This is a genomic window from Paraburkholderia phymatum, assembly GCF_040965635.1.
GTDB lineage: Bacteria > Pseudomonadota > Gammaproteobacteria > Burkholderiales > Burkholderiaceae > Paraburkholderia > Paraburkholderia phymatum_B.
The window spans coordinates 131,208-156,922 of record NZ_JBFRCH010000001.1 but is presented as its reverse complement, the minus strand read 5'-3'; the positions used below and the strand labels follow the sequence as shown (position 1 = coordinate 156,922).

The window sequence follows — 25,715 nt, the reverse complement described above, 5'->3', positions numbered from 1 at the left end:
GACCTCTGTGCGTCACGTCACCGGCAGCCCGCGCGTGTCGTCAACAACATGCCAATCCGGGCGGGGGTCTTCGTCGTGCAAGCCGATTATCTCGATCATGATGCGATCGGCCTCGCCGATCTCGTGCGCAAACGCAAGGTGAGCGCGCGCGAGCTGCTCGAAACGGCGATCGCGCGCGCCGAGGCCGCCAATCCCGCAATCAACGCGATCGTTCTGAAGGATTACGACGCCGCCCGTCAGCGCGCGTCGCGCGAGCGCGTGAACGGAGGCGCGTTTGCGTCGGGCACCGACGCGCCGGGCGCCGACGCGCCGGGCGCCGACGCGCCGGGCGCCGACGCGCTCTGCAACGGCCCGCTTGCAGGCGTGCCGTATCTGATCAAGGATCTGGGGCTGCCCGTCAAAGGGCTGCGCATGTCGATGGGCAGCCGCCACTACCGGCACTACGTTCCCACCGAAGACGCCCCGCTCGTCACGCTGACCCGCGCCGCCGGCCTCAACATCTTCGGCAAGACGAGCACCTCGGAGATGGGCCAGATGCCTTTTACGGAGCCCGAACTTTTCGGCCCGTGCCGCAATCCGTGGAATCTCGATCACACGCCGGGCGGTTCGAGCGGCGGTTCGGCCGCGGCCGTCGCGGCGGGCATCGTGCCGCTCGCGCACGCGTCGGATGGCGGCGGTTCGATCCGCATTCCCGCTTCGTGCTGCGGCCTCTTCGGGCTCAAGCCGTCGCGCGGACGCCAGCCGACGAATGCCGTGCCAGCGCCCGGCGACCTCGGCATCGATCACGCCGTCTCGCGCAGCGTGCGTGACAGCGCGTTGCTGCTCGACCTCACCTCCGGCAACGCGCAGCGCCCAATGGGCGCGCCCGGCACTTTCCTCGCCGCGACGCGCGAACCGTGCAAGCCGCTGCACATCGCATTCGTGACGGACCCGATGTTCGCGCCCGCGCTGTCCGCCGACGCCCGCGCCGCGCTCGACGATGCCGCGCAGCTCGCGGCGTCGCTGGGCCATCGCATCGCGCCCGTTTCGCTCGGCATCGACTTCGCGAGTCTTCGCGAAGCGTTTCTGATGATCTGGTCGATCAGCGCCCAGAATCTCGTGCTAAAGGCCGATCAGATCACGGGCCGCAAGCCGAACCGCGACGAATTCGAAATCGCGACGTGGACGATGGGCCACATCGGCCGCAAGCTCGGCGAGCGCGAGCTGCCCGAGGCGCTCGAGGTGCAACGCAGCGTCAGCGCGAGACTCGCCGATCTGATGACGCGTTACGACGTGATCCTATGCGCGACGCTTGCATCCGCACCGATCAAGATCGGCGAGATGCAGCCGACTGCCGCCGAGAAAATGCAGATGCGCGCGATCACGACCGTCCCCGTCGAACCGCTGATGCGCAAGCTGCTGACGGATGTCTCGAACAAGGCGTTCGCGTGGGCGGGCTGCACGGAGCTCTTCAATCTGACGGGCCAGCCGGCGATGTCCGTGCCGCTCTACTGGAATGCGCGCGGCCTGCCGATCGGCGTGCAGTTCGCGACGCGCGAAGGCGGCGAAGCGACGTTGCTGCGGCTCGCGGCTCAACTGGAGACGGCGCGTCCGTGGTTCGACAGGCGGCCGCCGCTGATGCCCGCGCGAATCTAGGCCGTCGCGAAGAGCACGGCGAAAACGCTCAGGCGGGCTTGCGCATCGCGTCGAGATCGGCGTGACGCTGGGCGGGCACGCACGCGACGGCGACGATCGACAGCGCGAGCCCGCACATCACGTAGTACGTCGGCGCGAGCGGAGAACCCGTCGTCTTGATGAGCCACGTGACGATGAACTGGCCGAAGCCGCCGAACAGCATCACTGTGAAGTTGTACGCGAGCGAAAGGCCGGTCGAGCGCACGTTCGCGGGAAAGAGTTCAGCCATCAGCGCGCCAAACGGGCCGTAGTAGCCGGAAAGCGTGATTGACAGGATCCCCTGCACGACGATCAGCTTCGATACGCTCGGCGCCGCTTCGAGCCATACGAGCAGCGGATAGATCAGCATCAGCGTGAGGATCAGCGACCACAGCGAAATGCCCTTGCGCCCGATGCGGTCCGACCAGGCGCCCATCACGGGCGACAGCACCACGAGCAGCAGATTGCCGACTATCACTGCCGTGAACGAATCCGCGTAAGGCAGCTTCAGTTGCGTGACCGCGAAGGTCGGCAGATAGCTGATCAGCACGTAGATCGAAACCGTGAGCGCAATCACCGAGCCGAGTCCGCATAGCACGTCGCGGCTATGGTGGGCGAAAAGCTCACGGAGCGTCGCGCGGCGCGCGGTCTGCTTCGCGTGCAGAAATGCTTCGGAATCCGCGAGATGCCGGCGGATGTAGTAGCCGGTTGGCCCGATCACGAGCCCGATGATGAACGGCACGCGCCAGCCCCAGGACTTGAGCGCGTCCGGCGACAACCCGCGCGTCACCAGCGCGCCGACGACGGCGCCGAGCAGTAGTGCCGCCGCCTGGCTCGCCATCTGCCAGCCGCCATAGAAGCCGCGTTTCGAGAACGGCGCCGCTTCGATCAGCAGCGCGGTCGAACTGCCGAACTCGCCGCCCGCGGAGAAGCCTTGCAGCAATCGGCCGATCACGATGACGATCGGCGCGCCGATGCCGATCGCCGAGTACGGCGGCGCGATCGCGAGCAGCAGAATGCCGAGCGTCATCAGCGCAATCACGAGCGAGAGCGCTGCCTTGCGTCCCGCGCGGTCCGCGTACAGACCGAGCACGATGCCCCCGACTGGCCGCATGACGAACGCAACGCCGAAGCTCGCGGTCGTCAGGAGAATCGATGAGTAGTCGCTGCTGGTGGGAAAGAAGAGTTCCGCGATGACGACGGTGAGAAATCCGAAGACGGTGAAGTCATACCATTCGAGCGCGTTACCGATGACGGCCGCCGTGACCGCACGGGTATTGAGGCTCCTGGATGCCCTCCTCGATGCTGTCGACATCGGTGTCTCCCGCCTTCGTCAAGGCGTCGGGTGCGTTGGATTGAAGTTGATTCGAATGGGGCGGCGAAGCCCCGCGCGCACGCCTTGCGAGTGTATAAGAGCACGACATCCCGTTTCAACCACATTCATAAGGCAAAAGCGCGTTCACAAGACAAGAGAGCGCCACGCCGCATTGCGCGGCGGGCGCTCTCTTCGGCTGCCGGGAAAGGCGCGCCGAACGATGCTGCGACGCATCGCCCATCTCGCGCCCCGTGGAACTTCGTGACGCTTCGCTCAGGCCTTCTTGTTATATGCGCTGCACCAGCCCTTGTTCGCCACCTGCTTGCCGGCGAACATCGGGCATGGTGCATAGGCGTCGGTGGGCTTGCCCTGGAAGAAGCTGCAGTTGCCGCAGTCCTGGCCGGCGGCATATTTCGCGTACTTGGCCTTGTCGACCTTCGTCGCGTCTTCCTTGTAGCCGAGTGCCTGCGCGGTCGGATCGGATTCGGCGACCTTCGGCGCATCGGCGAATGCCTGGCGGGACAGCGCGAGCGAAGACGCAACGCCGATGCTCGTGATCAAAAACGTACGACGGGAATTCTTCATGTGGACTCACTCCAGTTCTCTTGTGGGTATTGATCGAGCCGTTCTGACGACAGCCGTCCCCAAGCATAGCAATGAAGCCGACGCGCGTGATGCTTGAAATGCCCGTCATAAGCAAATTCGTAGCGTGAACGCGGAATCGCGCGCGGTCGGCTTATGGAGAGCCGATGCGTGTCACGGCGGCGTCACCTTCGCTACATATCGGCGCTCGCGCGTTCGCACCGTTGGCATTTGCGCACCCGCCGTTGGCTTTTGCGAATCCGCCGTTGCCCTTTGCGAACCGCTCGCGGCTACGCGCGACCGCTCACTTCGCATACGCGCTGCGCGATCGCAAGCGATGCCGTCAGCCCCGGCGACTCGATGCCGAACAGGTTCACCAGCCCACGGACGCCGTGCGCGGCGGGGCCCTGAATCAGGAAGTCGGCGGCTGGCTCACCGGGCCCCGACAGCTTCGGGCGAATGCCCGCATACGCCGGTTGCAGTGCTTCGTCGGGCAGCCCGGGCCAGTACGCGCGGATCGCCGCATAGAACGACTCAGCGCGACGCGGATCGACGTCGTAGCCGATCGAATCGACCCATTCGACGTCGGGACCGAAACGCGTCTGGCCGCCGAGATCGATCGTCAGATGCACGCCGAGCCCCGCTTCGTTCGGCATCGGATAGATCAGGCGGCTAAACGGCGCGCGGCCCGAAATGCTGAAGTAATTGCCGCGCGCGAGATAGAGCGGCGGCACGTGGCGCGCGTCGAGTCCGCGAATCTTGCGCGCGAGCGCGTTCGCATGCAGGCCGGCGCTGTTGATCACGCACGCGGCGCCGATCGTAGTCGGCGAACTGCCGCCGACTTTCACGACAAAACGTCCGTTGATCGCCTCGACCGCTTCGACGGGCGCATGGAACGCGCAGATCGCACCGTCGCGTTCGGCGTCGCCGAGCAGCGCCAGCATCAGCTGATGGCTGTCGACGATGCCCGTCTGCGGCGAAAACACCGCTTCGACGCATCGTAGCGACGGCTCCAGTTCCTGCGCTTCCTCGCCGGAGATGCGCATCAGGTCGAGCACGCCGTTTTCCTTGCCGCGCGCCATGATGCTTTCGAGTTGAGGAATCTGATTGCGCGCAGTCGCGACCAGCAGCTTGCCGCAGCGCTGATGCGGCACGCCGCGTTCCGCGCAGTAGTCGTAGAGCATTTCGCGACCGCGCACGCACAGCGTCGCCTTGAGCGAGCCGCGCGAATAGTAGATGCCCGCGTGTATCACTTCGCTGTTGCGCGAGCTCGTGCCGACGCCGATGGCTTCGGCCGCTTCGAGCACGATCACTTCACGCCCGCGCGCAGCCAGAGCGCGCGCGACGGCAAGACCGACGACGCCAGCGCCGATCACCACACATTCGATCTGATCCATGTCCATTGGACGCGGCTCGATGTGCCGCGTTCTGTCTCGTCATCCACCTGGATATCGAAAGCGTGCGGCACCGTATGAACCGTGGCCGCGCGCTGTCGAACGCTTCGCATGCACAATGCGAAATCGCACAGCGCGCCACAGACACAAATGCCCGCAGCCTTATCCGGCTGCGGGCATCGATATGTGGGAACGCTGGCGCGTTTGACTCAGTGTACGCCGACGACGCGCATTCTTGGTGAATTCGCGCGCACTCTCGCGGGCTGGCGTTCCGCGCGCGCCACAACAGGGTTGATCAATCCGCGGCAGTTGTGTGTTTGAAAAGATGCTGCAGATTCACTTGCGCGACGGGCACGGTATAGCCGCCCATAGCGAACTGCTGCGGGTACGCGGGGGCGTTCGGATTCAGACTCAATTCGCCGTTTGCGCGCGCTTGCGCCAGTTCCGCCCTCACTTCGGCGCGCGTCTTCGGGCCGTTCTGCGTGGACAGAGTTTGCGACGGAGCCGGGCTATAGCCGCTCGCGAAAGCCGGGACGGAGACCACCGCGGAAATTAGCAGCGCTGCAAGCGAAGACTTTTTCATGATCCGTTCCTGACGTGATGTTGGAAACGCGGTTCGCATTTCGATGAACGAAGTCTAGTCCTCGCCTATCACGTTGCCGACCTTGATTAATGGAATTGACTGTTGCTGGATTCATCCATATTGGACGCGAATCGCCCTTCACGCGGCGTGGAATAGCCGCATCATTGGAACAATAAAAAGACCGCGCAAGCGCGGCCCTTTCGCATATCTGGCGCTGGTGCCGCTAGAAACCGATCGGTTTGCGGCGCGAGTTGTAGTCGAGGCGGATATCGTCGGCGCTTATGTGGTCGCGGCCCGCGATGCGCGCCGAGCCGAAGCCGTTCAGGATCGCTCGCCTCATTTCGCGCGGCGACGCTTGCGCCAGCGCATCGAGCGCTTCTTCGCCCATTTCCGCAGGGAAGCGCTGCCCCCAGCCATGCGCCGAGCGGATCTCGTCGTAGATCGACTGCGCGATGCGCCGCGAGCCCTCATGATCCGGCGGCGGAATCTCGTAGACGTTCATCCGGTTGAGGATCGGCTCGGGAATCGCGCGCTCGTCGTTCGCGGTTGCGATCCAGATCACATGGCCGGCGTTGATCGGAATCTCCGCGAACTCATCGATGAATGTCTGCGCGGTGTCGTGTTCGAGCAATGCGTAGAGCGCGCCAAGCGGATCGTATTGCGAATCGCCCGTGGCCTTGTCGATCTCATCGACGGCGATCACCGGGTTCGCATAGCTGCCGTGCACGAGCGCGTCGAAAACCTTGCCCGGCTTCGCGTTCTTCCATTGCGACGACGCGCCCGACAGAATCCAGCCCGCCGTCAGCGAACTCATCGCGACATAGTGATACGACGTGCCGAGCATGCGCGCGAGCTGCTTCGCGAAGTGCGTCTTGCCGATGCCCGGATCACCGAGCAGCAGGATCGGCATCAGCTCCAGCCGGTCGTCCGTTTCGAGACACAGCGCGACCTGCTTGCGGATATCGTCGAGCGGCTCGGTGAAGTTGGGCAGCGCGCCGATCAGATCGTCGATGGACGGCATCCGGTTCGGCTTCACGCAAAAACGCAGATTGCCGACCTTCAGCATCTTCTCGTACGTCGAACGCAGTGCGTCGCTGGCGCCTTCGCTCAGTTCGTTCAGCGCCGTCTCCACCTGATCGAGGTCGTAGACCTTGCTGAACGATGCAACCGCGATTTCCTGTTTCACCATGGCCGTTGTCATCGCTTCACCCCGTCGTGCCGGACTTGCAGCCGCAGCGCCCCGGACGCCGCTCCCGTTTCAGTGTAACGACGCTGCAATCCCATGCAAGCCAGCAGCCACGCGGGTGTGCTGCTAACGCCTCGGCTGACGTGGCGCTTGCTTGAATCGCCACGTCCGCGCACTTATCTGCAATGCACTGTTACCGCCGGACCCTGAACCTTGGCTCCGGATCGGGTGTCAGAAAACCGTTATCCCGATAAAGCGTAAGATGGTCGGCGGTCGCGAGAAAGAACGCGCGGATACCGCACGCTTAGCGAAACGCAGCGATTCCGGAGACTCTCTTTTCATGTTGAAAACCAGCTTCGCCGCCGTCCTGCTCGGCACCGCGCTGATCGCACAGGCCCCGATGGCTCAAGCGCAACAGCGCCCCGCGACGGCCGTCGTCAAATGGGAACTGCAGGTGATCCGCGACGGCCAGCAGATCGATACGTTCGACGGCACGACGACCGTCGGCCAGGCGCGCACCGACACGCATCATCACGTGGTGCAGAACAGCGTCGGCTGCAAGGACGTGCCGGCGGGCAGCATCGATCTCGCGCGCACGCTGACCGTCTCGCCGACACAGGTGGATACGACCGGCGTCACGTTTTCGATCGACGCGCAGGAAACGCTCGAAGAGCCGGGCATGCGCACCACGGACACCGGATGCAAACTGCCGCCACAGCCGCGCCAGGTGAGCGCGAATCATCCGGCGCTGAAGGTGCCGCCGGGCGACTGGACCACATGGACGATCGTCGACAAGGACCCGAATCTCGTCTATCGGTTGCGTGCAAGCGTCGCAGACAATCCGTGAACTCAACGAACGACGTGGATAACGCGGCATGCGAAACCCCGAAGAACTGATACGCGAAAACATCGACCCGAAAGACTTCATCGCGGTGAGCTGGAATCTGCACAAGGGCCGTTCGCCGCTCGGCTTCCAGGCATGGCAGGCGATGCAGCGCTGGGTGCAGTCCGTTCATGCCGATGCGTATTTCCTGCAGGAAGCGATGGCTCGCCGGATGCCCGCGCCCGTGCTGGCCAGCGCGTTCGGCGCACGCATGAGCGATTTCGATAACGACGTATGGCATTGCCAGGCAACCGAAATCGCCGAGTCGCTGGATTTGCAGATCGCGCTCGGACCGAACGTGTTCAAGCCGTCGTGGCGGCATGGCAATGCGATCCTGTCGCCGCATCCGCTCGATCTCGGCGGACGCTGGGACATTTCCGCGCACCGTTTCGAGCGGCGCGGGCTGCTGGTCGCGCGCGCGACGTTCGGCGGCCATGCGGTGACGCTACTGTGCGCGCACCTCGCGCTGACACGGCAAGCCAGGCTGCGTCAGATGCACTGGATCGCGCACTGGATCTCGAAGGAAGCGCCGGACGGTCCGCTCGTGCTCGCGGGGGACTTCAACGACTGGCGCAACGATTCGGTGCCGCTCTTCCGCGAACACGGCCTCGAAGAAGTGGCGACGCTGCTCGGCGAGCCGGGCCGCACGTTCCCCGCGTTCTCGCCTGCGCTCGCGCTCGACAAGATGTTCGTGCGCGGCATGAAGCCCATCGAATGGATACAGCCCGCGCAGGAAACCGCGTGGCTATCGGATCACCTGCCGTATATGGCGCGGCTGCGCGTCGAATAAACGCGAATTTGCGTTGCGAACTTCGCGGTCAGTCGCGCCGCGGCGTCCAGACGAGTTGCGCACTGATCGTTTCGCCGGGCTTTAGCACCCGGTAGCCTGCGCGCTCGCGCACCTGCATGTCCTTCGCGTTGAAGCAGTCGGTCGTGTTCGTGACGGGCTCGACGCACAATTGCGCCTCGTTTGCAGGCGCAAAAACCACCAGATGATCGAACGGCGCTTCGGCCGTCAACGTCAACCGACGACGCTCGTCCCGCCACGCAACCGTCGCTTCGCGCGCCCAGCCGCTGAAGTTGTTGTCGAGATCGAACGCATCGGCGCTCATGCCGTGCTTCAGCGCGTCGACGGCGGGATGAGGCCCGAGGTGAGTCGGCAGCACGTCGACGTCGGTGTGCCACATCTGCCCGACGTTCGCGGTGATCGTCGTATTCGCCGTGCGCGGGTAATACGGATGATGACCCATGCCGAACGGCATCGGATCGCTCGACACATTCTGCGCAGCAAGCGTGATGCGCAGCGCGTTGCCCAGCAATTCGACGCGCTGGCTCGCGCGATAACGGAACGGCCAGTCGCCGCGCACTGCGGGATCGGGCACATGCTCGAAATGCAGTTCGACGGATGTGGCCGTGCGCGCGCCGACTCGCCACAGTCTCTTCCACGCGTGACCGTGCAGCGCGTGCGCGAACCCGTCGTCGTCCGAAGCCAGATCGATCGTGCGTCCGTCGAACTCGAAGCGCGCATCTCGAATGCGGTTGCAGTACGGAAAGAGTGGGAAGCTCGCCATCCGCAGCGGATCGCATCCGGCGATGGCCGCGCGCGTCGCGGGACGCAGCCAGTGCAGCACGCGTCGCGACATACATTCACGTACCGTTTCGTAATAAGCGGCGATCGATCCGCCGACGTGCGGCGCGACCACGAGCGTCGTATCGCCGCTCGTCAGCACGACGAGCAAAGGATCGTCGAGGCGCAAATCGGTGGCCACGTCGTCGGCGGCAGACGGTGTGAAGAAGGCTTCGCGCATGATCGTTTGAGTTGGCGTGGGCGGTTGCGGCGCAAGGCGGCGTCCCATCATGCCGAAGCGGCTCGCGCGACCGAGAATCGCACGTCGAAGCCTTGCGGTCAATATTATTAGTAATAATTTATCCGGAAAGGCGGCTCATCAGACTGACGAGCGACGGCCAGAAAAGCGGGGTTTGCGCGTGTTGTCCGGCGCATATTATTAGTGCTACCGTCTGCACGACGATGCCTGCGGCATCCCTGTCTACAAGCCGCGTTGCGCGGCCAGATCAATGAAAAAATCGACCCAGCGCCGCCCGACGATGACCGATATCGCCAAGCTCACCGGCGTATCGCAATCGACTGTTTCCCTCGTCCTCAACAACGCGACCAGCGCGAAGTTCTCTGAAGCCACGCGCAACAAGGTGCTGAAGACGGCGCAGGAACTCGGCTACCGGCTCGCCCCGCGCGAACCGCTGCCGCGGTCTTCCGACGAGCGCAACCTGATCATCTATCTCGCCGACGAGATCTCGACGAGCCCGCACCCCGTCGTGAACGTCGACGGCGCGCGCGACGCCGCGTATGCAAGCGGCAAGCTGCTCGCCGTGTACTCGACGCACGGCAACGCGGACATCGAGCAGCAGGTGCTCGATGCCGTGCTCGCGAGCCCGACCGTATTCGGCGTGATCTACGCGACCGTCTACACGCGCAAGGTGACGCTGCCCGCCGCGCTGTCGCGCGTGCCGACCGTGCTGCTGAACTGCTACACGAGCGAGGGAGGCCAGTCGTCGATCGTGCCAGCTGAAGTCGCGGGCGGCCATGTTGCGACGGAATACCTGCTGCGCGCGGGCCATAGGCGCATCGGCTATATCAACGGCGAGCACTGGCAGGACGCCGCGAAAGACCGTCTGAAGGGCTACCGCACCGCGCTTGCCACCGCCGACCTGCCGTTCGCGCCGGAGATGGTGCGCGATGGCGACTGGAGCTCGGGCACGGGCTTCGAGCACACGCTTTCGCTGATGCGCGAGCCGCATCCGCCTACGGCGATCTTCTGCGCGAACGACCTGATGGCGCTCGGCGCGATCGAGGCGCTGAAGCAACTCGGCTATCGCGTCCCCGACGACGTCTCCGTGCTCGGCTACGACGATCAGGAGATCGCACGCCACACGCATCCGCCGCTTTCGACCGTCGTGCTGCCGAACTACGAACTTGGCCGCTGGGCCGTCGAAACGCTGCTTCAGGAAGTGCAGAACCAGGCGGCGGGCGCGCCCGTCCGTCATCGGATGGTGAAGCTCGACGGTCCGCTGATCGAGCGCGGATCGGTCGGGGTAATTACCGAGGCAAAAGCGCCAGCAATTAATATTATTAGTGATTGACTGATAATAATTCGCGATGAAATAATCGGCGCGACCGGTCACGTCATCACCGGAGTGCCGGCGGCAGTTGAAGCAAAAAAACACAACATACCCAACTGGTACCTGGAGGAAGACATGGCGTCGCACAATCGGGATTCGCGCCGGCAACGGCTTCAGCCGCTCGCCGCATCGCTCGTGGCAGTCGCTCTGGGTTTCGGCGTCGCGTCGGCACAGGCCGACGACCTGCCGAAGCTCGCCACCAAAACGCCGCTGAAAGTCGGCTTCGCGCAGACGGAGAGCAACAATCCGTGGCGTCTTGCCGAAACGAGAAGCTTCAAGGAGATCGCCGCGAAGTGCGGCTGGCAGCTCGTGATGACCGATGCAAACGGGTCGAACTCGAAACAGGTCTCCGACATTCAGAGCATGATCGCGCAGCATGTCGATCTGCTCGTGTTCCCGCCGCGCGAAGAGAAGCCGCTCGCACCCGTCGTGCTGCAAGCCAAGAAGGCGGGCATTCCCGTGATTCTCGTCGACCGCAACGTCGATCAGTCGGTCGCGAAGGCGGGCCGCGACTACATCACGTTCATCGGCTCCGACTTCATCGACCAGGGCCACCGCGCCGCCGACTGGCTCATCAAGGCGACGGGCGGCAAGGCGAAGATCATCGAGCTTGAAGGCACGACGGGCGCCTCCGCTGCGAACGACCGCAAGAAGGGCTTCGATGAAGTGATCGCGAAGCAATCCGGCATGTCGATCATCGCGTCGCAAAGCGGCGACTTCGCGCGCGACAAAGGACGCCAGGTGATGGAAACGCTGTTGCAGGCGCACCCGGACGTGACGGCAGTCTACGCGCACAACGACGAAATGGCGCTCGGCGCGATCGCCGCGATCAAGGCGGCCGGCAAGCAGCCGGGCAAGGACATCCAGATCGTGACCATCGACGGCACGAAGGGCGGCCTCGACGCGATCGCCTCGGGCGAACTCGGCGCGAGCGTGCAGTCGAGCCCGTTCTTCGGCCCGCTCGCGTGCGATGTCGCGCAGCGCTTCGCGAAGGGCGAAAAGATTCCGACTTGGGTCAAGGTGTCGGACCGCTTCTACGACAAGAGCAACGTTCAGGAAAGCATGCAGTACGGTTACTGAGCGGCTGGCGTTCATCGAGCAGTGACCCGGCCGTGCGCGCCTCGATCCATGCAGCAAGAGACGCGCAGCAAGGCCGGACAGGCAGTGCCTCATCGAGGCGCACGCGCGCCCCGCTGACGGGAAGGGTTCGAAGCGACGTGTCCGTTGCGCGCGTTTCCGCGCTCGACGGGCCGTCGCTTCGCTTTGTCGGGCGTACCATGGACGTCGCGGTCCGACGGCGGCCGTTCTTCGTCGCGCGGCGCTGTCCGTCGCCACTACGCTGAGGCTCACGCAGCAAAGGCATCGGTCGACACGGCAGCTCGCGTCGGCCGCTCTGCATGGGACGGGAGCAAGCGCTAAAGCGCTAACTCCCGTCGACACGTAAGGAGACGTATGTGACGCAAGCCGACGCGCATTCCGACGCTCCACAGTCTTCCGCGCGCGCGCCCCTGCTCGACATGCAGGGCATCGACATTTCGTTCGGCGGCGTGCCCGCGTTGCGCGGCGCGAATCTCACCGTCGCGGCGGGCGAAGTGCACGCGCTGATCGGCCAGAACGGCGCGGGCAAATCGACGATGATCAAGATCCTCACGGGCGCCTATCGGCGCTCGGGCGGCAGCGTGCGCTTCGAAGGCCGCGAGATCGACTTCCGCACGCCGAAGGAAGCGCGCGAAGCGGGCATCAGCACGATCTATCAGGAGATCAACCTGGTGCCGTTCCGCTCGGTCGCCGAAAACATCTTTCTCGGACGCGAGCCGCGCCGCTTCGGTCTCATCGACTGGCGCGAAGTGCAGCGGCGCGCGTCGGCGCTGCTCGAATCGTTCGGCTTGCAGATCGATGTGAGAAAGCCCGCGGGCAGCTATTCGACGGCGATTCAACAGATGGTTGCGCTCGCGCGCGCCGTTTCGTCGGACGCGAAGATGGTCATCATGGACGAGTCGACTTCGTCGCTCGACGAACGTGAAGTCGAGCTGCTGTTCAGCGTCGTGCGCAAGCTGCGCGACGACGGACGCGCGGTGATCTTCGTGTCGCATCGTCTCGACGAACTGTATGCGCTGTGCGACCGCGTAACGGTAATGCGCGACGGGCAGACGGTCGCGCAGAGCACGATGAAGGACATCGACAAGCGCCAGCTCGTCACGACGATGCTCGGCCGCACTCTCGCCGCCGTCGTGCAGGACGACAGCGCCGCGCGCGAAGCGAATCTCGCGCGTCGCGGTGACAAGGCGATCTCCGCGCACCATCTCGCCGCGCGTCCGAAAGTGAGCGACGTGTCGCTCGACGTGCACGCGGGCGAAGCGGTCGGCCTCGCCGGCCTGCTCGGCTCCGGCCGCACGGAAACGATGCGCCTGCTGTTCGGCGCGGACCCGGCCGAGCGCGGCGCACTATCGATCAACGGCGAGACGGTCGCGCTCAAGTCGCCGCAAGACGCGATCGCGCGCGGTCTCGCGTATCTCACGGAAGACCGCAAGGCGGAGGGCATCGTGCCGGACCTGTCGGTGCGCGACAACCTCACGCTCGTCTGTCTGCGCATGCTGTCGAAGCATGGTGTCGTCGATGTGAAGAAGCAGCAGGCGATCGTCGAGCGCTTCATCGCATCGCTCGGCATCAAGCTGCGCTCGCCCGATCAGCCGATCCGCGAGCTGTCGGGCGGCAACCAGCAGAAGGTGCTGCTCGCGCGCTGGCTCGCCGCGCAGCCGTCGCTGCTGTTGCTCGACGAACCGACGCGCGGCATCGACGTCGGCGCCAAGGCCGATGTCGCGAAGATCGTGCGTGAGCTGCGCGACGAAGGCATGGCGGTGCTGCTGTCCGCGTCCGAACTCGAAGAATTGACGGCCGTCGCCGATCGCGCCGTCGTGATCCGCGACGGACGCACGGTCGCCGAACTCGACGGCGCGCACATGAGCGAATCCGCGATCATGGATGCGATTGCCTGGGGCAACGCGGGCACGTCGCAACTGGTGGAAGCGGCGCAGTCCGCGCATGTCGGCGATGCACTGGAGGGCAACCGTCATGGCTCATGAGTCGCTGCGCAACGACGCCGCGCGGATCGGCGCGACGGCATCGGCGCCTGACACGCAGACGGTGAAGAAGAAACGACGTCTCGCGATTCAGCGCGAAATCGTCGTACTGCTCGCGATGCTCGTCTTCAATCTGCTGTTCACGCAGCACTTCTGGTCGCTGCAAACCTTCAACGTCAATCTGACGCAGGTCGTGACGATCGTGATCGTCGGCATCGGCATGACACTGGTTGTGGCGACGGGCGGCATCGATCTGTCCGTGGGCGCATCGATGGCGATTGCGGGCGCGCTCGCGCCGATGCTCTTCATGCACATCGCCGGCCCGTCCGGCATCGCGCTCGCGTTTGTGCTGCCCGTGCTGGCCGCCGCGCTTTGCGGCGTGTTCAACGGCTTTCTCGTGACAAGGCTAGCCGTGCAGCCGATCGTCGCGACGCTCGTGCTGTTCATCGCCGGACGCGGCATCGCACAGGTCGTCACCGACGGCAATCTTCAGGCCTTCAACAATCCCGCGTTCCAGTGGATCGCGCTCGGCAAGGTGGCGGGCATTCCGTTCCAGGTGCTGCTGATGTTCGCGCTCGTCGCGTTCTTCGCGTGGGTCGTGCGCAAGACGCTGTTCGGCCAGTATCTGCTCGTGACGGGCGGCAACGAGAAGTCGGCGTACCTGAGCGGCGTGCCGACCGCGCGCGTGAAGATGATCGCGTACACGCTGTGCGCGGCGCTGTCGGGGCTTGCGGGGCTGATTTCGATTTCGGTGAATTCGTCGTCGGATGCGAACGTCGTCGGGCTCGGCATCGAACTCGACGCGATTGCCGCCGTCGCGGTCGGCGGCACGGCGCTGATGGGCGGCAAGGCGTATATCGGCGGCACGCTGATCGGCGCGCTGATCATCCAGCTGCTGCGCTACACGCTGCTCGCGCACGGCATTCCCGATGCGGCCGCGCTCGTCGTCAAGGCGGCCATCATCATTGCGGCGGTGTACGTTCAGCGGCGCTCGCGCTGAAGCACTCGAACGATCTTGCGAGACACGATCCGATGAAAAAGAACCTGCCCATCCTGATCGCGCTCGGCGCGCTGATCGTGCTCGGCCTCGTGCGCTACGAGCACTTTGCGTCCGGGTACAACATCATGTCCTTCTGGCGCTACAACTCGATGTTCGCGCTGATCTCCGTCGGCATGGCCTTCGTGATCGTCACGGGCGGCATCGATTTGTCCGTCGGCACGGTCGCCGCGCTGGCGAGCGTCGTGTCGGCTCTCGCGAGTCCATACGGCGGCTGGATCGCGGTGATCGCGGGCGCGGGCGCGGGGCTGCTGGTCGGCGTGATCAACGGCGTCATCATCACGCGGATGAAGATCCTGCCGTTCATCACGACGCTCGCGACGAGCCTCGGCGCGCACGGCCTCGCGCTGCTGCTCGGCAAGAACGATGCGGTGTCGGTCTCGTCGGAAACGAACTTCGCCAACTTCGGCCAGGGCGATCTGTTCGGCCTGCCGATTCCCGGGCTCATCGCGCTCGTCGCCGCCGTCACCGGCTGGCTCGCGCTGCGCAGCACGCGCTTTGGCCGGCATTCGCTGGCGATCGGGGGCAGCGAGGAAGCGGCGCGGCTGATGGGCCTGAACGTCAATCGCACGCTAGTCGCCGTGTACGCGGTAAGCGGCTTGCTGGCGGGGCTGGCGGGCGTGATCCTCGCCGCGCAGTTCGGCGCGGGGCAGCCGAACGAAGGCGTCGGCTGGGAGCTGTTCGCGATTTCCGCCGTCGTGCTGGGCGGCACGCTGCTGACGGGCGGCGAAGGATCGATTGCGATGACGATCGCGGGTGTGTTGCTGCTCGGCCTCGTGTTCAACCTGCTGAACTTCGAGAACGGGCTCGGCTATATCAGCCTGTCGGCGTATTGGCAGTCGGTGATTCGCGGCGTGTTCCTGCTGCTCGTGATCGTGCTGCAAGCGCGCGTGCTCAAGCAGCGCGCGCACAAGCACCCGTTCGCGGAAACCGGCGCGGACGCGGACGCGGGACCGGCTGCGGGTTGAAATCCGGGTTGAATCCATGCGTCGCCGGCATTCAAACGGGCGTTGGCGAGAGTAAGATCGCGGTTCCCGTCGTTCCCTTTCAGCCCAACACGCCGCCGTCCGGTGCGGCATATCGTCGCCATGCACCACTACCTGCCGATCCTGCTGCAAATCGCCATCGTCTATCTGATCGCGCTCGTGAGTCCCGGCCCTAACTTCTTCATGATCACGCAGCTTTCGCTGGCGGGACGGCGCGGACTCGGCGCGGCGTCGGCGCTGGGCGTCGGCACGGCATCGACGATCTGGGCCTCGCTCGCGATGCTCGGCTTCGCGACTGTGCTGCAGCGGATCGACTGGCTGTACAACGGCATCCGCATCGCGGGAGCGGTGTATCTCGTGTGGTTCGGCTTCAAGCTGCTGCGTTCGAGCGCGAAGCGCGGCGACGCCGCCGCTGTCGTGGTCGAGACGCCACCCGCCAGCGACCGCGGCGCATACTTCCGCGCGTGGCGCTCGGGCCTGCTCACGTGCCTGACGAATCCGAAGTCGTGCGCGTTCTGGACCAGCGTGTTCGCGACGATGTTTCCCGCGCATCCGCCGATGTGGTTCTACGGCGTCGCGCTCGCGATGATCGCGACGATGTCGGCGAGCTGGTACAGCAGCGTCGCGCTGATGTTCGCGACGGAGCGCACGCAGCGCGGCTATCGACGCCTGCGCCGGCCCATCGACGGCCTGTGCGGCGCGGTGCTCGTCGGGCTCGGCGCGAAGCTCGCGGCGGAAAGCTGACGGCACACGCGACACCCCACGGTTCCAGCTTCGCCAGAAGGGTCAATGCTGCGGTGCGTGATCCGTTTCCGGTATTATCCTGAAATAGCGCTTACCAGCGCCCTGTGGAGCGGCTGCCGTCATTCGACGACTACAGGCAAGCGCCCGTCACGCGGGCGTAGTCCGGAGCCCGCCGGGATGGGCGAGACCCGAAGGGCAACACCCGCGACGGTCGACAACCGGGCACAGGACCCAGTTCCGAACCACCCCAGCAGTGCGCTCTAGCCGCGCCGCAGTCGTCCGTTCCGGCGAATCGAGCGACAGCCCGAACAACACCTGCGCCGGCGCTGGACAGATCCCCGGTTCACCGTCCAACCCGCCGCGGCAATGCCCGGTGTGCTGACGCGCTAAAATAACGGATTGCGCATCATGCCCACGTCGCTGCCGACACGGGACGATGCATCGCCTTTGCCGTGCCGGCCCCGCTTTTTGTGTGGCCGACCTTGTTTTCGCACCATCGAAGAAGCCATGAGCAACCTGAATCCACAAACCGTCCTGAGCGTCCATCACTGGACCGATACGCTTTTCAGCTTCACCTGCACGCGCGATGCGTCGTTCCGCTTCGAGAATGGCCAGTTCACGATGGTCGGCCTCGAAGTCGACGGCAAGCCGCTGATCCGCGCTTACAGCATGGCGAGCGCGAACTACGAAGAGAACCTCGAATTCCTGAGCATCAAGGTGCAGGACGGCCCGCTGACGTCGCGTCTGCAGCACCTGAAGGTCGGTGACCAGGTGCTGATCGGCAAGAAGCCGACGGGCACGCTGATGGCCGACAACCTGCTGCCCGGCAAGACGCTGTGGCTGCTGTCGACGGGCACGGGCCTGGCTCCCTTCATGTCTATCATCAAGGACCCGGACATCTACGACCGCTACGAAAAGGTCGTGCTGACGCACACTTGCCGTTTCGTCGACGAACTGGCGTACAAGGAATACATCACGGATCACCTGCCGGCGCACGAGCACATCGGCGAACTGATCCGCGACAAGCTGGTGTACTACCCGACCGTCACGCGCGAGGCGTTTGCGAACCGTGGCCGCATCACGGATCTGATCGAAACGAAGAAGCTGTTCGACGACCTCGACCTGCCTCACTTCTCGCTGGAAAACGACCGCGTAATGCTCTGCGGCAGCCCGCACATGCTGCGCGACACGCGTGAACTGCTCGACAGCCTGGGCTTCCAGGAAGGCAGCAACAACTCGCCTGGTCACTACGTCGTCGAAAAGGCGTTCGTCGGCTGAGCATTTAGCCGCACGAGACGCGGCGCGGCCCTTCGTCGCGGCCACGCAAGCCGCATCACCCGAAACCGGAGCCTTCGCGCTCCGGTTTTTCTTTTGGTGCGCCCTTTCCTCTCGGGGAACGGCTCGCGGAACGCGCGTCACCGCCCGGCAACCGGGTCGGACGCGCGGTTACAAATTCCATGGCAGCCAATCCATTTTCTGTGTAGGAATTTTTCTGACACAAATGGCCGCCGACCTGATTCACTGCGTAAAAAATACGCGGCAAACCAACATGGACAGCCATTTTTTCTTTTTTTAAGATATGATCGCAGCGCGGCTTCATTTGACAGACTATTAACAAAACTGCCGTCTTTTTGTTACAGAATGTAAATTTCGTTACGCTGTGGCGTAGCGTTTTTCCGTCGCGAATCATGCTGCGGCGGGCATATCTGGGGATCAGGTTCGCATGCGTTCTTTCGTCTATGAGCTGTCGATATCTGGCTGCCGTTTCGGCCCATCGGTTTCGTGAGCGGGACCATGGATACGTCGATCGTCGTCCCGATGCACGCGCACAGCGCGGCCGCGCTCGCGAGCGACGCGCAGCAGCCGGAACCGCGCGCGTCCGATCGTCTCGCGAGCCGTTCCCGCACCGCCCGCAAGCCGGCGGCTCCCGCCACGCAGGCAGCATCGCGCGATGAGGTCGCGCGTCTGCAGGCGCGCGTGCGAGAACTGGCCGTCGAACTGACGCGCACGCAGGAAGCCACGCGCCGCCAGGTCGCGCATGAACTGCACGACAGCGTGGGCGCAGAACTGACGGCCGCGCGCTTCGCGCTGGCCGGCATCGAAACGTGGCTGCCCGCCGACGCGCCGGCGCAATGCGCGACCGCGCTCGCAACGGCGCAGCGGTCACTCGACGCCGTGACGGAAGCCGCCCAGCACGCCGTCGCCGACCTGCACGCGCCGCCCCTCGACAAAGGCATCGTCAACGCGCTGTCGCACTGGACCCACAGCTTCGCCGCGCGCACGGGCTTGCGCATGAGCTTCGTGTGCGCCGCCGATGCGCGCCTCACGCGGCTTTCCGCCGATGCGTCGCTGGCCGTGTTCCGCGTCGCCCAGGAAGCGCTCAACAACGTCGCGAAGCACGCGCGTGCGGCGGGCGCCGACATGCGCATCGAAACCACTGCCACCCATCTGAGCATCGTCGTCAGCGACGACGGCATCGGCATTCCGCCGCACGCGGGCCAGGACGAGCGCCAGTTCGGCCTCGCGGGCATGCGCGCGCGCTGCAATGCGTTCGACGGCGACTTGCGCATTGCCGCCGCTCCCGCCGGTCAGCCGCGCGGCACCACCGTACGGGCCCGTTTCGCGTGGAAAGCGCTGCTCGGCAACGCGTCGCGCCCGCGCGCGCGGCGCACTGCAATCCGTCTGTGAATACCGGTATTTCCTCATGAGCTTGCGCATTCTGATTGCCGAAGACCACGCCGTCGTTCGCGAGGGCGTGCGGCAGTTGTTGATCGACCGCGGCGTCGCCGATGACGTCGACGAGGCGCAGACGGGCGCCGAAGCGCTCGCGCAGGCCTCGAAGCACGTGTACGACGTGATCCTGCTCGACATCTCGCTGCCGGACATCAATGGCGTCGAGGTGTTGAAGCGCCTGAAGCGCAAGGTGCCGCGCATCCCCGTGCTGATGTTCTCGATGTATCGCGAGGACCAGTACGCGGTGCGCGCGCTGAAGGCGGGCGCGGCCGGCTATCTGTCGAAGACGGTCGACACCGTGCAGATGATCTCCGCGATCCAGCAGGTCGCGGCGGGCCGCAAGTACGTGAGCCCCGCGATGGCGGAAGCGCTTGCCGACTACGTGTCATACGACGGCGAGCAGATGCCGCACGAAAAGCTCTCGGACCGCGAATACCAGACGCTGTGCATGCTCGCGTCGGGCAAACGTCTGACGGACATTGCGGTTGCGCTGTCGCTATCGGTGAAGACGGTGAGCGTCTACCGAACGCGGCTGCTCGAAAAGATGAAGCTGCGCAACAACGCCGAGCTCACCTTCTATGTGATGAGCAACCGTCTCGTCGACCTGAATCCGGCGATGACGGCCTGATCGATCGCACGGCGACGCCGCGCCGCGACCGCAAGTCGCGCGTGCCCGTTGCGCGCCAGAAAGGGTTCACCAGCCCACTTCCGCTAAAATTGCGGGTTTTCCCCGACATTGGCCGCGCCCCACACGCGTGCTTCACAGGAGACCCCGCCAGATGTCCCTTTTTCGTAAGAAGAACGTCGAACACATGATCGCCGGCGCACAGGCCGCCGGCCTGAAGAAAGCGCTCGGCGCGCTCGACCTCACCTTTCTCGGCGTCGGCGCCATCATCGGCACCGGCATCTTCGTGCTCACGGGCACGGGCGCCGTGCAGGCCGGCCCGGCGCTGATGCTGTCGTTCATCATCGCGGCCATCGCGTGCGGCTTCGCGGCGCTCGCCTACGCCGAATTCGCGTCGACGATTCCCGTCGCCGGCTCGATCTACACCTATTCGTACGCGACGCTCGGCGAACTGGCCGCGTGGATCATCGGCTGGGATCTGATGCTCGAATACGGCCTGGCGACATCGGCGGTGTCGGTCGGCTGGTCCGGCTATCTGCAATCGCTGCTGTCGGGCTTCGGCATATCGCTGCCCGTCGCGCTGACGGCGGCGTCCGGCGCGCTGCCCGGTCACGAGACGCTCTTCAACCTGCCCGCCTTCCTCGTGATGATGGCGATCACCACGCTGCTGTCCGTCGGCGTGCGCGAATCGACGCGTGTCAACAACCTGATGGTCGCGATCAAGGTGACGGTCGTGCTGCTGGTGATCGCCGTCGGCGCGTTCCATGTGACGCCCGCAAAATGGCATCCGTTCATGCCGAACGGCTGGAACGGCGTGTTCGGCGCGGCGGCTGTGATGTTCTTCGCGTTCATCGGCTTCGACTCGGTGTCGTCGGCGGCGGAAGAAGTGAAGAACCCGAAGCGCGATCTGCCCATCGGCATCATCGCGTCGCTCGGCGTGTGCGCGGTGCTGTATGTCGCCGTGGCCGCCGTCGTGACGGGCATCGTGCCGTCCGCGCAATTCGCGGACGTCTCGCACCCGGTGTCGTACGCGTTGCAGGTCGCGGGGCAGAACTGGGTCGCCGGCTTCATCGATCTCGGCGCCGTGCTCGGCATGCTGACCGTGATTCTCGTGATGGCATACGGCCAGACGCGCGTGATCTTCGCGATGTCGCGCGACGGCCTGTTGCCCGCCGCGCTGTCGAAGGTGCATCCGCGCTTCGCGACGCCGTTCGCGACGACGTGGCTCGTCGGCATCGTCTTCGGTCTGATCGGCGCGCTCGTGCCGCTCAACGTGCTGGCTGAACTGATCAACATCGGCACGCTCGCGGCGTTCTCGATGGTGTCGATCGCCGTACTCGTCCTGCGCCGCACGCATCCCGACCTGCCGCGCGCGTTCCGCTGCCCGGGCGTGCCCGTCTTGCCCGTGCTCGCCGTCGCATCGTGCCTGTTCCTGATGGTCAACCTAAGCGCCGTCACGTGGATCGCGTTCGTGATCTGGCTCGTGATCGGCATGCTCGTGTACTTCGGCTACTCGCGCCGTCATTCGAAACTGGCGCACGGTCAGCATTGATCGCAAACGCGCGCGCCGCCACAGCAATAACAAAGGCGCATTGAACGAAACGGCACGCGCGGCGTGCCGTTTTGCATTTCAGGCTTCAAGATGTCGAGGCGTCAAGCCGTCAATCGGGGACGCGTGCCGCGCACGTTCCACACCCTAGGCGCAACGACGCAAGCGCAATGCAAGCACGTGCACCGCAGCATCTTCTCAAACTCAACGATCTGTCATTCCCTGTGCGGTTCGCCCCATAGCCTGCTACCCTTTTTTGTGTTTTACTTTTTGGCACAAAGATAAAAGCACCAACCGAACCGGACCCTCACAGCAGGCAGGCGGTAGGTAGTGAACGCGGGCCCGAGCCGGTTTCGCCCCATCCGGGGCTCATTCCAAGGGCGTCCCCAAGGAGACAGTTCATGGCGATCAGCATCAGTCTGACGGTGAACGGTTCACCCGTCACCGCGAACGTCGAGCCACACACCCTGCTTGTCCAGTTTCTACGCGAACAGTTGCGGTTGACGGGTACGCACGTTGGCTGCGACACCGCACAATGCGGCGCGTGCACGGTTCATCTGAACGGCCGCGCGATCAAGTCCTGCAACATGCTCGCCGTGCAGGCCGAAGGCCAGCAAATCACGACGATCGAAGGGCTGTCGAAGAACGGCGAGCTGCATCCGATGCAAGCGGCTTTCCGCGAATGCCATGGCCTGCAGTGCGGCTTCTGCACGCCGGGCATGGTGATGAGCGCGACCGCGCTCGCCGAAGCGAATCCGGACCTCACGGAAGACGACGTGCGTCGTCAGCTCGTCGGCAACCTGTGCCGCTGCACGGGCTATCACAACATCGTCAAGGCCGTCATTCAGGGCGCGGCCGGCATGAAAGCCGGCGCGTCGTCGACAGCCGGCGCGACCGCCTGAGGAGCCCGCCATGAACGCACCCGATACGCAGCGCATGGTGGGCATGCCCGTCAAGCGCAAGGAAGACTATCGCTTCCTGACGGGCAACGGCCAGTACACCGACGACATCGTTCTACACGGCCAGACCTACGCCATATTCCTGCGCTCGCCACACGCGCACGCGCGCATCAAAAGCATCGACACCGAAGCGGCGAAGCAGTCGCCCGGCGTGGTCGCGATCTTCACGGGCGCCGATCTCGCCGCTGAAAACGTCGGCGGGCTGCCGTGCGGCTGGCTGATTCACAGCGTCGACGGCAAGCCGATGAACGAGCCGCCGCACCCGGTGATTGCGCATACGAAAGTGCGCCACGTAGGCGATCAGGTCGCGCTCGTGATCGCCGATTCGGTGAAAGCGGCGAAAGACGCCGCCGAGCTGATCGATGTGATCTACGACGAGCTGCCCGCCGTCGTCGACACCGCGCATGCCGCCGATTCCGGCCAGGCCGCCGTGCACGACGAAGTGCCCGACAACACCTGCTACACATGGGGCCACGGCGACAAGGCGGCCACGGATGCCGCATTCGCGAAAGCCCATCACGTGACGACGCTCGACATCGTCAACAACCGCCTCGTGCCGAACGCAATCGAGCCGCGCGCAGTCAACGCGAGCTATTCCGCGCAGGACGACAGCTACACCGTCTATGTGGCGAATCAGAATCCGCACGTCGAACGGCTGCTGATGGCGGCGTTCGTGCTGTCGCTGCCGGAATCGAAAGTGCGCGTGGTCGCGCCGGATGTCGGCGGCGGCTTCGGCTCGAAGATTTTCCTCTACGCGGAAGACGTCGCGCTGACGTGGGCCTCGAAGAAAATCCGCCGTCCGGTGAAGTGGACTGCCGAGCGTTCCGAAGCGTTTCTGTCTGATGCGCACGGCCGCGATCACGTGACGAAAGCCGAACTCGCGATGGACGCCGACGGCAAGTTCCTCGCGATGCGCGTGCATACGATTGCGAACATGGGCGCGTATCTGTCGACGTTCGCGTCGAGCATACCGACCATCCTCTACGCGACGCTGCTCGCGGGCCAGTACGCGACGCCCGCGATCTACGCCGAAGTGAAAGCAGTGTTCACGAACACGGTGCCCGTCGATGCGTATCGCGGCGCGGGCCGCCCCGAAGCGACGTATGTCGTCGAGCGGCTCGTCGAAACGGCCGCGCGCGAAATGAACATCGAGCCCGCTGAAATCCGCCGGCGCAATTTCATCCGCTCGTTCCCGTATGCGACGCCCGTCGGCCTCACCTACGACACAGGCGACTATGAAGCCTGCCTGAGTCGCGCGCTGGAACTCGCGGACGTGAAAGGCTTCGACGCGCGCCGGCAGGTGTCGGAAAAGAACGGCAAGCGTCGCGGCCTCGGCTACTCGTGCTACATCGAAGCGTGCGGCCTCGCGCCTTCGAACATCGCGGGTGCGCTCGGCGCGCGCGCGGGCCTCTTCGAAGCAGGCGAAGTGCGCGTGCATCCGACGGGCTCCGTCACCGTCTTCACCGGCTCGCACAGTCACGGCCAGGGCCACGAGACGACGTTCGCGCAAGTCGTGTCGGATCGCCTCGGCGTGCCGCTCGACAACATCGAGATCGTGCACGGCGACACAGGGCGCATTCCGTTCGGCATGGGCACGTATGGCTCGCGTTCGATTGCCGTCGGCGGCTCGGCGATCATGAAGGCGCTCGACAAAATCGAATCGAAAGCGAAGAAGATCGCCGCGCATCTGCTCGAAGCATCGGCCGACGACATCGAGTTCAAGGACGGCACGTTCCGCGTCGCAGGCACGGACCGCACGAAGACATTCGCCGACGTCTCGCTCGCCGCTTATGTGCCGCACAACTACCCCCTCGACAAGCTCGAGCCGGGTCTCGACGAAAGCGCGTTCTATGATCCGTCGAACTTCACCTATCCGTCGGGTGCGTATATCTGCGAAGTCGAAGTGGACGTCGATACGGGCGAGACGCGCATCGAGCGCTTCACGGCCGTCGACGACTTCGGCAACGTGATCAATCCGATGATCGTCGAAGGACAGGTGCATGGCGGTCTTGGCCAGGGCATCGGCCAGGCGATGCTGGAACGCTGCGTGTACGACAACGAAAGCGGCCAGTTGCTGTCCGGCTCGTACATGGACTACGCGATGCCGCATTCGTCGGATCTGCCGTCGTTCACCGTCGAGACCGCGAAAGGCACGCCGTGCACGCACAATCCGCTCGGCGTGAAGGGCTGCGGCGAAGCGGGCGCGATCGGCTCGCCGCCCGCCGTGATCAACGCGATCATCGACGCGCTCGCGCCGCTCGGCGTCAAGGACCTGCAGATGCCCGCCACGCCGCATCGCGTGTGGTCCGCGATCCACGCTGCACAAAGCGCACAAGCGCGTCCTTAAGCGGAGGCCGACTATGTATTCATTCGACTATCAACGTGCAGCCGATCCGAAGAGCGCCGTATCCGCACTGACCGCCGACAGCGAAGCGAAGTTTCTGGCAGGCGGGCAAAGCCTCTTGCCGACGATGCGCCTGCGTCTCGCGCAGCCGTCGAAGCTGATCGACGTCACGCGCATTCCGCAATTGAAGGAGATTCGCGTCGAGCCGCAGAAGGTGACGATCGGCGCGGCCGTCTGTCATGCGGACGTGGCGAACAACGCGGACGTGCAGCGCGTGTTGCCCGCGCTCGCGCTTCTCGCCGGAGATATCGGCGACCACCAGGTGCGCGCTCTCGGCACGATCGGCGGATCGATCGCGAACAACGATCCGGCGGCGGACTATCCCGCTGCCGTGCTCGGACTCGATGCAACCGTCGTGACTGACCGGCGCAGCATCCCCGCTGCCGACTTTTTCGTCGGCATGTATGAGACCGCGTTGCACGCCGATGAACTGATCGTCGCGGTCGAGTTTTCCGTGCCGGAAAAAGCGGCGTACGAGAAGTTCAAGAATCCCGCATCGCACTTCGCGCTGACGGGCGTGTTCGTCGCGAAGATGGCGGGCGGCGTGCGCGTCGCAATCACGGGCGCCGCGCCATCGGTGTTCCGCGCGACCGGGTTGGAGAATGCGCTGAACGCGAACTTCACCGAAGCGGCCGCGCGCGGCGTGACGATCGCACCCGACGACCTCAACACCGATCTGCACGCGAGCGCCGAATATCGCGCGCATCTGATACCGGTGCTGACGGCGCGCGCGGTACGAACGGCATTGGGCTAGCGGGCAAGTGACGCCGCAAAGCGTTTGAGC

General features: G+C 64.8%; 23 protein-coding genes. 16 read left to right on the top strand and 7 right to left on the bottom strand.

The genetic code is table 11. From position 1 onward, the window contains the following. The first annotated feature begins 75 nt into the window (after positions 1–75). Positions 76–1,635, top strand: a complete 1,560-nt coding sequence (locus AB4Y32_RS00745) for an amidase (protein WP_368719510.1) — start codon at positions 76–78, stop codon at positions 1,633–1,635. 28 nt (positions 1,636–1,663) lie between these two features. Here AB4Y32_RS00745 and AB4Y32_RS00740 read toward each other — a convergent pair whose 3' ends face one another. From AB4Y32_RS00740 to AB4Y32_RS00720, 5 genes are all read right to left on the bottom strand, one after another. Then, the gene (locus tag AB4Y32_RS00740; protein ID WP_368719509.1) at positions 1,664–2,968 is read right to left on the bottom strand and encodes an MFS transporter; all 1,305 of its coding nucleotides are present in this window, start codon (positions 2,966–2,968) and stop codon (positions 1,664–1,666) included. 273 nt (positions 2,969–3,241) lie between these two features. Next, complete coding sequence (locus AB4Y32_RS00735; protein ID WP_087739799.1) at positions 3,242–3,553, bottom strand: high-potential iron-sulfur protein; 312 nt, start codon at positions 3,551–3,553, stop codon at positions 3,242–3,244. A gap of 287 nt (positions 3,554–3,840) precedes the next feature. Beyond that, positions 3,841–4,947: an NAD(P)/FAD-dependent oxidoreductase gene (locus AB4Y32_RS00730; RefSeq protein WP_439899719.1), complete on the bottom strand. Its 1,107-nt coding sequence runs from the start codon at positions 4,945–4,947 to the stop codon at positions 3,841–3,843. Between the two features lie 292 nt (positions 4,948–5,239). Beyond that, complete coding sequence (locus AB4Y32_RS00725; protein ID WP_368719507.1) at positions 5,240–5,527, bottom strand: DUF4148 domain-containing protein; 288 nt, start codon at positions 5,525–5,527, stop codon at positions 5,240–5,242. A gap of 223 nt (positions 5,528–5,750) precedes the next feature. Continuing rightward, a complete protein-coding gene (locus tag AB4Y32_RS00720) occupies positions 5,751–6,728 on the bottom strand; it encodes an AAA family ATPase (protein ID WP_368719506.1) in 978 nt (325 codons plus the stop codon). Positions 6,729–7,053: 325 nt separating this feature from the next. Between AB4Y32_RS00720 and AB4Y32_RS00715 the strand changes: the two genes are divergently transcribed. After that, a complete protein-coding gene (locus tag AB4Y32_RS00715; protein ID WP_368719505.1) occupies positions 7,054–7,560 on the top strand; it encodes a hypothetical protein in 507 nt (168 codons plus the stop codon). Between the two features lie 28 nt (positions 7,561–7,588). Further along, the gene (locus AB4Y32_RS00710; protein WP_368719504.1) at positions 7,589–8,386 is read left to right on the top strand and encodes an endonuclease/exonuclease/phosphatase family protein; all 798 of its coding nucleotides are present in this window, start codon (positions 7,589–7,591) and stop codon (positions 8,384–8,386) included. A 28-nt stretch (positions 8,387–8,414) separates the two neighbouring features. Here AB4Y32_RS00710 and AB4Y32_RS00705 read toward each other — a convergent pair whose 3' ends face one another. Next, a complete protein-coding gene (locus AB4Y32_RS00705; RefSeq protein WP_439899718.1) occupies positions 8,415–9,404 on the bottom strand; it encodes an aldose 1-epimerase in 990 nt (329 codons plus the stop codon). A 298-nt stretch (positions 9,405–9,702) separates the two neighbouring features. Between AB4Y32_RS00705 and AB4Y32_RS00700 the strand changes: the two genes are divergently transcribed. The 7 genes from AB4Y32_RS00700 (at position 9,703) to AB4Y32_RS00670 (ending at position 17,939) form a co-directional block, all read left to right on the top strand. Next, on the top strand, positions 9,703–10,755 hold the full coding sequence (locus AB4Y32_RS00700; protein ID WP_368719977.1) for a LacI family DNA-binding transcriptional regulator: 1,053 nt from the start codon (positions 9,703–9,705) through the stop codon (positions 10,753–10,755). 114 nt (positions 10,756–10,869) lie between these two features. Continuing rightward, entirely contained in the window at positions 10,870–11,874 is a 1,005-nt protein-coding gene (locus AB4Y32_RS00695) for an ABC transporter substrate-binding protein (protein ID WP_368719502.1), read from the top strand. 437 nt (positions 11,875–12,311) lie between these two features. After that, complete coding sequence (locus AB4Y32_RS00690) at positions 12,312–13,877, top strand: sugar ABC transporter ATP-binding protein (protein WP_368719976.1); 1,566 nt, start codon at positions 12,312–12,314, stop codon at positions 13,875–13,877. Then, the gene (locus tag AB4Y32_RS00685; RefSeq protein WP_368719501.1) at positions 13,867–14,874 is read left to right on the top strand and encodes an ABC transporter permease; all 1,008 of its coding nucleotides are present in this window, start codon (positions 13,867–13,869) and stop codon (positions 14,872–14,874) included. Before AB4Y32_RS00690 ends, AB4Y32_RS00685 begins: the two co-directional genes overlap by 11 nt. Before the next feature lie 32 nt (positions 14,875–14,906). After that, positions 14,907–15,899: an ABC transporter permease gene (locus tag AB4Y32_RS00680; RefSeq protein ID WP_368719500.1), complete on the top strand. Its 993-nt coding sequence runs from the start codon at positions 14,907–14,909 to the stop codon at positions 15,897–15,899. Positions 15,900–16,019: 120 nt separating this feature from the next. Continuing rightward, positions 16,020–16,661 (top strand): LysE family translocator, encoded by a 642-nt coding sequence (locus AB4Y32_RS00675; RefSeq protein WP_368719499.1) that lies wholly within the window; start codon positions 16,020–16,022, stop codon positions 16,659–16,661. Positions 16,662–17,168: 507 nt separating this feature from the next. Beyond that, the gene (locus tag AB4Y32_RS00670; protein WP_368719498.1) at positions 17,169–17,939 is read left to right on the top strand and encodes a ferredoxin--NADP reductase; all 771 of its coding nucleotides are present in this window, start codon (positions 17,169–17,171) and stop codon (positions 17,937–17,939) included. A 55-nt stretch (positions 17,940–17,994) separates the two neighbouring features. Here AB4Y32_RS00670 and AB4Y32_RS00665 read toward each other — a convergent pair whose 3' ends face one another. Then, the gene (locus AB4Y32_RS00665; RefSeq protein WP_368719497.1) at positions 17,995–18,351 is read right to left on the bottom strand and encodes a hypothetical protein; all 357 of its coding nucleotides are present in this window, start codon (positions 18,349–18,351) and stop codon (positions 17,995–17,997) included. A 104-nt stretch (positions 18,352–18,455) separates the two neighbouring features. On the opposite strand from AB4Y32_RS00665, the gene AB4Y32_RS00660 reads away from it, so the two are divergent. The 6 genes from AB4Y32_RS00660 to AB4Y32_RS00635 all read left to right on the top strand — a co-directional run bounded on the left by AB4Y32_RS00660 (position 18,456) and on the right by AB4Y32_RS00635 (position 25,685). After that, positions 18,456–19,349: a sensor histidine kinase gene (locus tag AB4Y32_RS00660; RefSeq protein WP_368719496.1), complete on the top strand. Its 894-nt coding sequence runs from the start codon at positions 18,456–18,458 to the stop codon at positions 19,347–19,349. Positions 19,350–19,365: 16 nt separating this feature from the next. After that, entirely contained in the window at positions 19,366–20,022 is a 657-nt protein-coding gene (gene rqpR, locus AB4Y32_RS00655; RefSeq protein WP_368719495.1) for a response regulator transcription factor RqpR, read from the top strand. A 151-nt stretch (positions 20,023–20,173) separates the two neighbouring features. Continuing rightward, complete coding sequence (locus AB4Y32_RS00650; protein ID WP_368719494.1) at positions 20,174–21,571, top strand: amino acid permease; 1,398 nt, start codon at positions 20,174–20,176, stop codon at positions 21,569–21,571. Between the two features lie 398 nt (positions 21,572–21,969). Continuing rightward, positions 21,970–22,470, top strand: coding sequence for a (2Fe-2S)-binding protein (locus AB4Y32_RS00645; protein WP_368719493.1), 501 nt, complete (start codon positions 21,970–21,972; stop codon positions 22,468–22,470). A gap of 10 nt (positions 22,471–22,480) precedes the next feature. Next, positions 22,481–24,874, top strand: coding sequence for a xanthine dehydrogenase family protein molybdopterin-binding subunit (locus AB4Y32_RS00640; RefSeq protein WP_368719492.1), 2,394 nt, complete (start codon positions 22,481–22,483; stop codon positions 24,872–24,874). Between the two features lie 13 nt (positions 24,875–24,887). Continuing rightward, positions 24,888–25,685, top strand: a complete 798-nt coding sequence (locus tag AB4Y32_RS00635; RefSeq protein WP_368719491.1) for a xanthine dehydrogenase family protein subunit M — start codon at positions 24,888–24,890, stop codon at positions 25,683–25,685. Positions 25,686–25,715 lie beyond the last annotated feature (30 nt).

Excerpts from the sequence above, each read along its gene's own strand:
- AB4Y32_RS00740 (WP_368719509.1), bottom strand. The coding sequence starts at position 2,968 with ATGTCGACAGCATCGAGGAGGGCATCCAGGAGCCTCAATACCCGTGCG.
- AB4Y32_RS00735 (WP_087739799.1), bottom strand. The coding sequence starts at position 3,553 with ATGAAGAATTCCCGTCGTACGTTTTTGATCACGAGCATCGGCGTTGCG.
- AB4Y32_RS00730 (WP_439899719.1), bottom strand. The coding sequence starts at position 4,947 with ATGGATCAGATCGAATGTGTGGTGATCGGCGCTGGCGTCGTCGGTCTT.
- AB4Y32_RS00725 (WP_368719507.1), bottom strand. The coding sequence starts at position 5,527 with ATGAAAAAGTCTTCGCTTGCAGCGCTGCTAATTTCCGCGGTGGTCTCC.
- AB4Y32_RS00720 (WP_368719506.1), bottom strand. The coding sequence starts at position 6,728 with ATGACAACGGCCATGGTGAAACAGGAAATCGCGGTTGCATCGTTCAGC.
- AB4Y32_RS00715 (WP_368719505.1), top strand. The coding sequence starts at position 7,054 with ATGTTGAAAACCAGCTTCGCCGCCGTCCTGCTCGGCACCGCGCTGATC.
- AB4Y32_RS00710 (WP_368719504.1), top strand. The coding sequence starts at position 7,589 with ATGCGAAACCCCGAAGAACTGATACGCGAAAACATCGACCCGAAAGAC.
- AB4Y32_RS00705 (WP_439899718.1), bottom strand. The coding sequence starts at position 9,404 with ATGCGCGAAGCCTTCTTCACACCGTCTGCCGCCGACGACGTGGCCACC.
- AB4Y32_RS00700 (WP_368719977.1), top strand. The coding sequence starts at position 9,703 with ATGACCGATATCGCCAAGCTCACCGGCGTATCGCAATCGACTGTTTCC.
- AB4Y32_RS00695 (WP_368719502.1), top strand. The coding sequence starts at position 10,870 with ATGGCGTCGCACAATCGGGATTCGCGCCGGCAACGGCTTCAGCCGCTC.
- AB4Y32_RS00690 (WP_368719976.1), top strand. The coding sequence starts at position 12,312 with ATGCAGGGCATCGACATTTCGTTCGGCGGCGTGCCCGCGTTGCGCGGC.
- AB4Y32_RS00685 (WP_368719501.1), top strand. The coding sequence starts at position 13,867 with ATGGCTCATGAGTCGCTGCGCAACGACGCCGCGCGGATCGGCGCGACG.
- AB4Y32_RS00680 (WP_368719500.1), top strand. The coding sequence starts at position 14,907 with ATGAAAAAGAACCTGCCCATCCTGATCGCGCTCGGCGCGCTGATCGTG.
- AB4Y32_RS00675 (WP_368719499.1), top strand. The coding sequence starts at position 16,020 with ATGCACCACTACCTGCCGATCCTGCTGCAAATCGCCATCGTCTATCTG.
- AB4Y32_RS00670 (WP_368719498.1), top strand. The coding sequence starts at position 17,169 with ATGAGCAACCTGAATCCACAAACCGTCCTGAGCGTCCATCACTGGACC.
- AB4Y32_RS00665 (WP_368719497.1), bottom strand. The coding sequence starts at position 18,351 with ATGATTCGCGACGGAAAAACGCTACGCCACAGCGTAACGAAATTTACA.
- AB4Y32_RS00660 (WP_368719496.1), top strand. The coding sequence starts at position 18,456 with ATGGATACGTCGATCGTCGTCCCGATGCACGCGCACAGCGCGGCCGCG.
- rqpR (WP_368719495.1), top strand. The coding sequence starts at position 19,366 with ATGAGCTTGCGCATTCTGATTGCCGAAGACCACGCCGTCGTTCGCGAG.
- AB4Y32_RS00650 (WP_368719494.1), top strand. The coding sequence starts at position 20,174 with ATGTCCCTTTTTCGTAAGAAGAACGTCGAACACATGATCGCCGGCGCA.
- AB4Y32_RS00645 (WP_368719493.1), top strand. The coding sequence starts at position 21,970 with ATGGCGATCAGCATCAGTCTGACGGTGAACGGTTCACCCGTCACCGCG.
- AB4Y32_RS00640 (WP_368719492.1), top strand. The coding sequence starts at position 22,481 with ATGAACGCACCCGATACGCAGCGCATGGTGGGCATGCCCGTCAAGCGC.
- AB4Y32_RS00635 (WP_368719491.1), top strand. The coding sequence starts at position 24,888 with ATGTATTCATTCGACTATCAACGTGCAGCCGATCCGAAGAGCGCCGTA.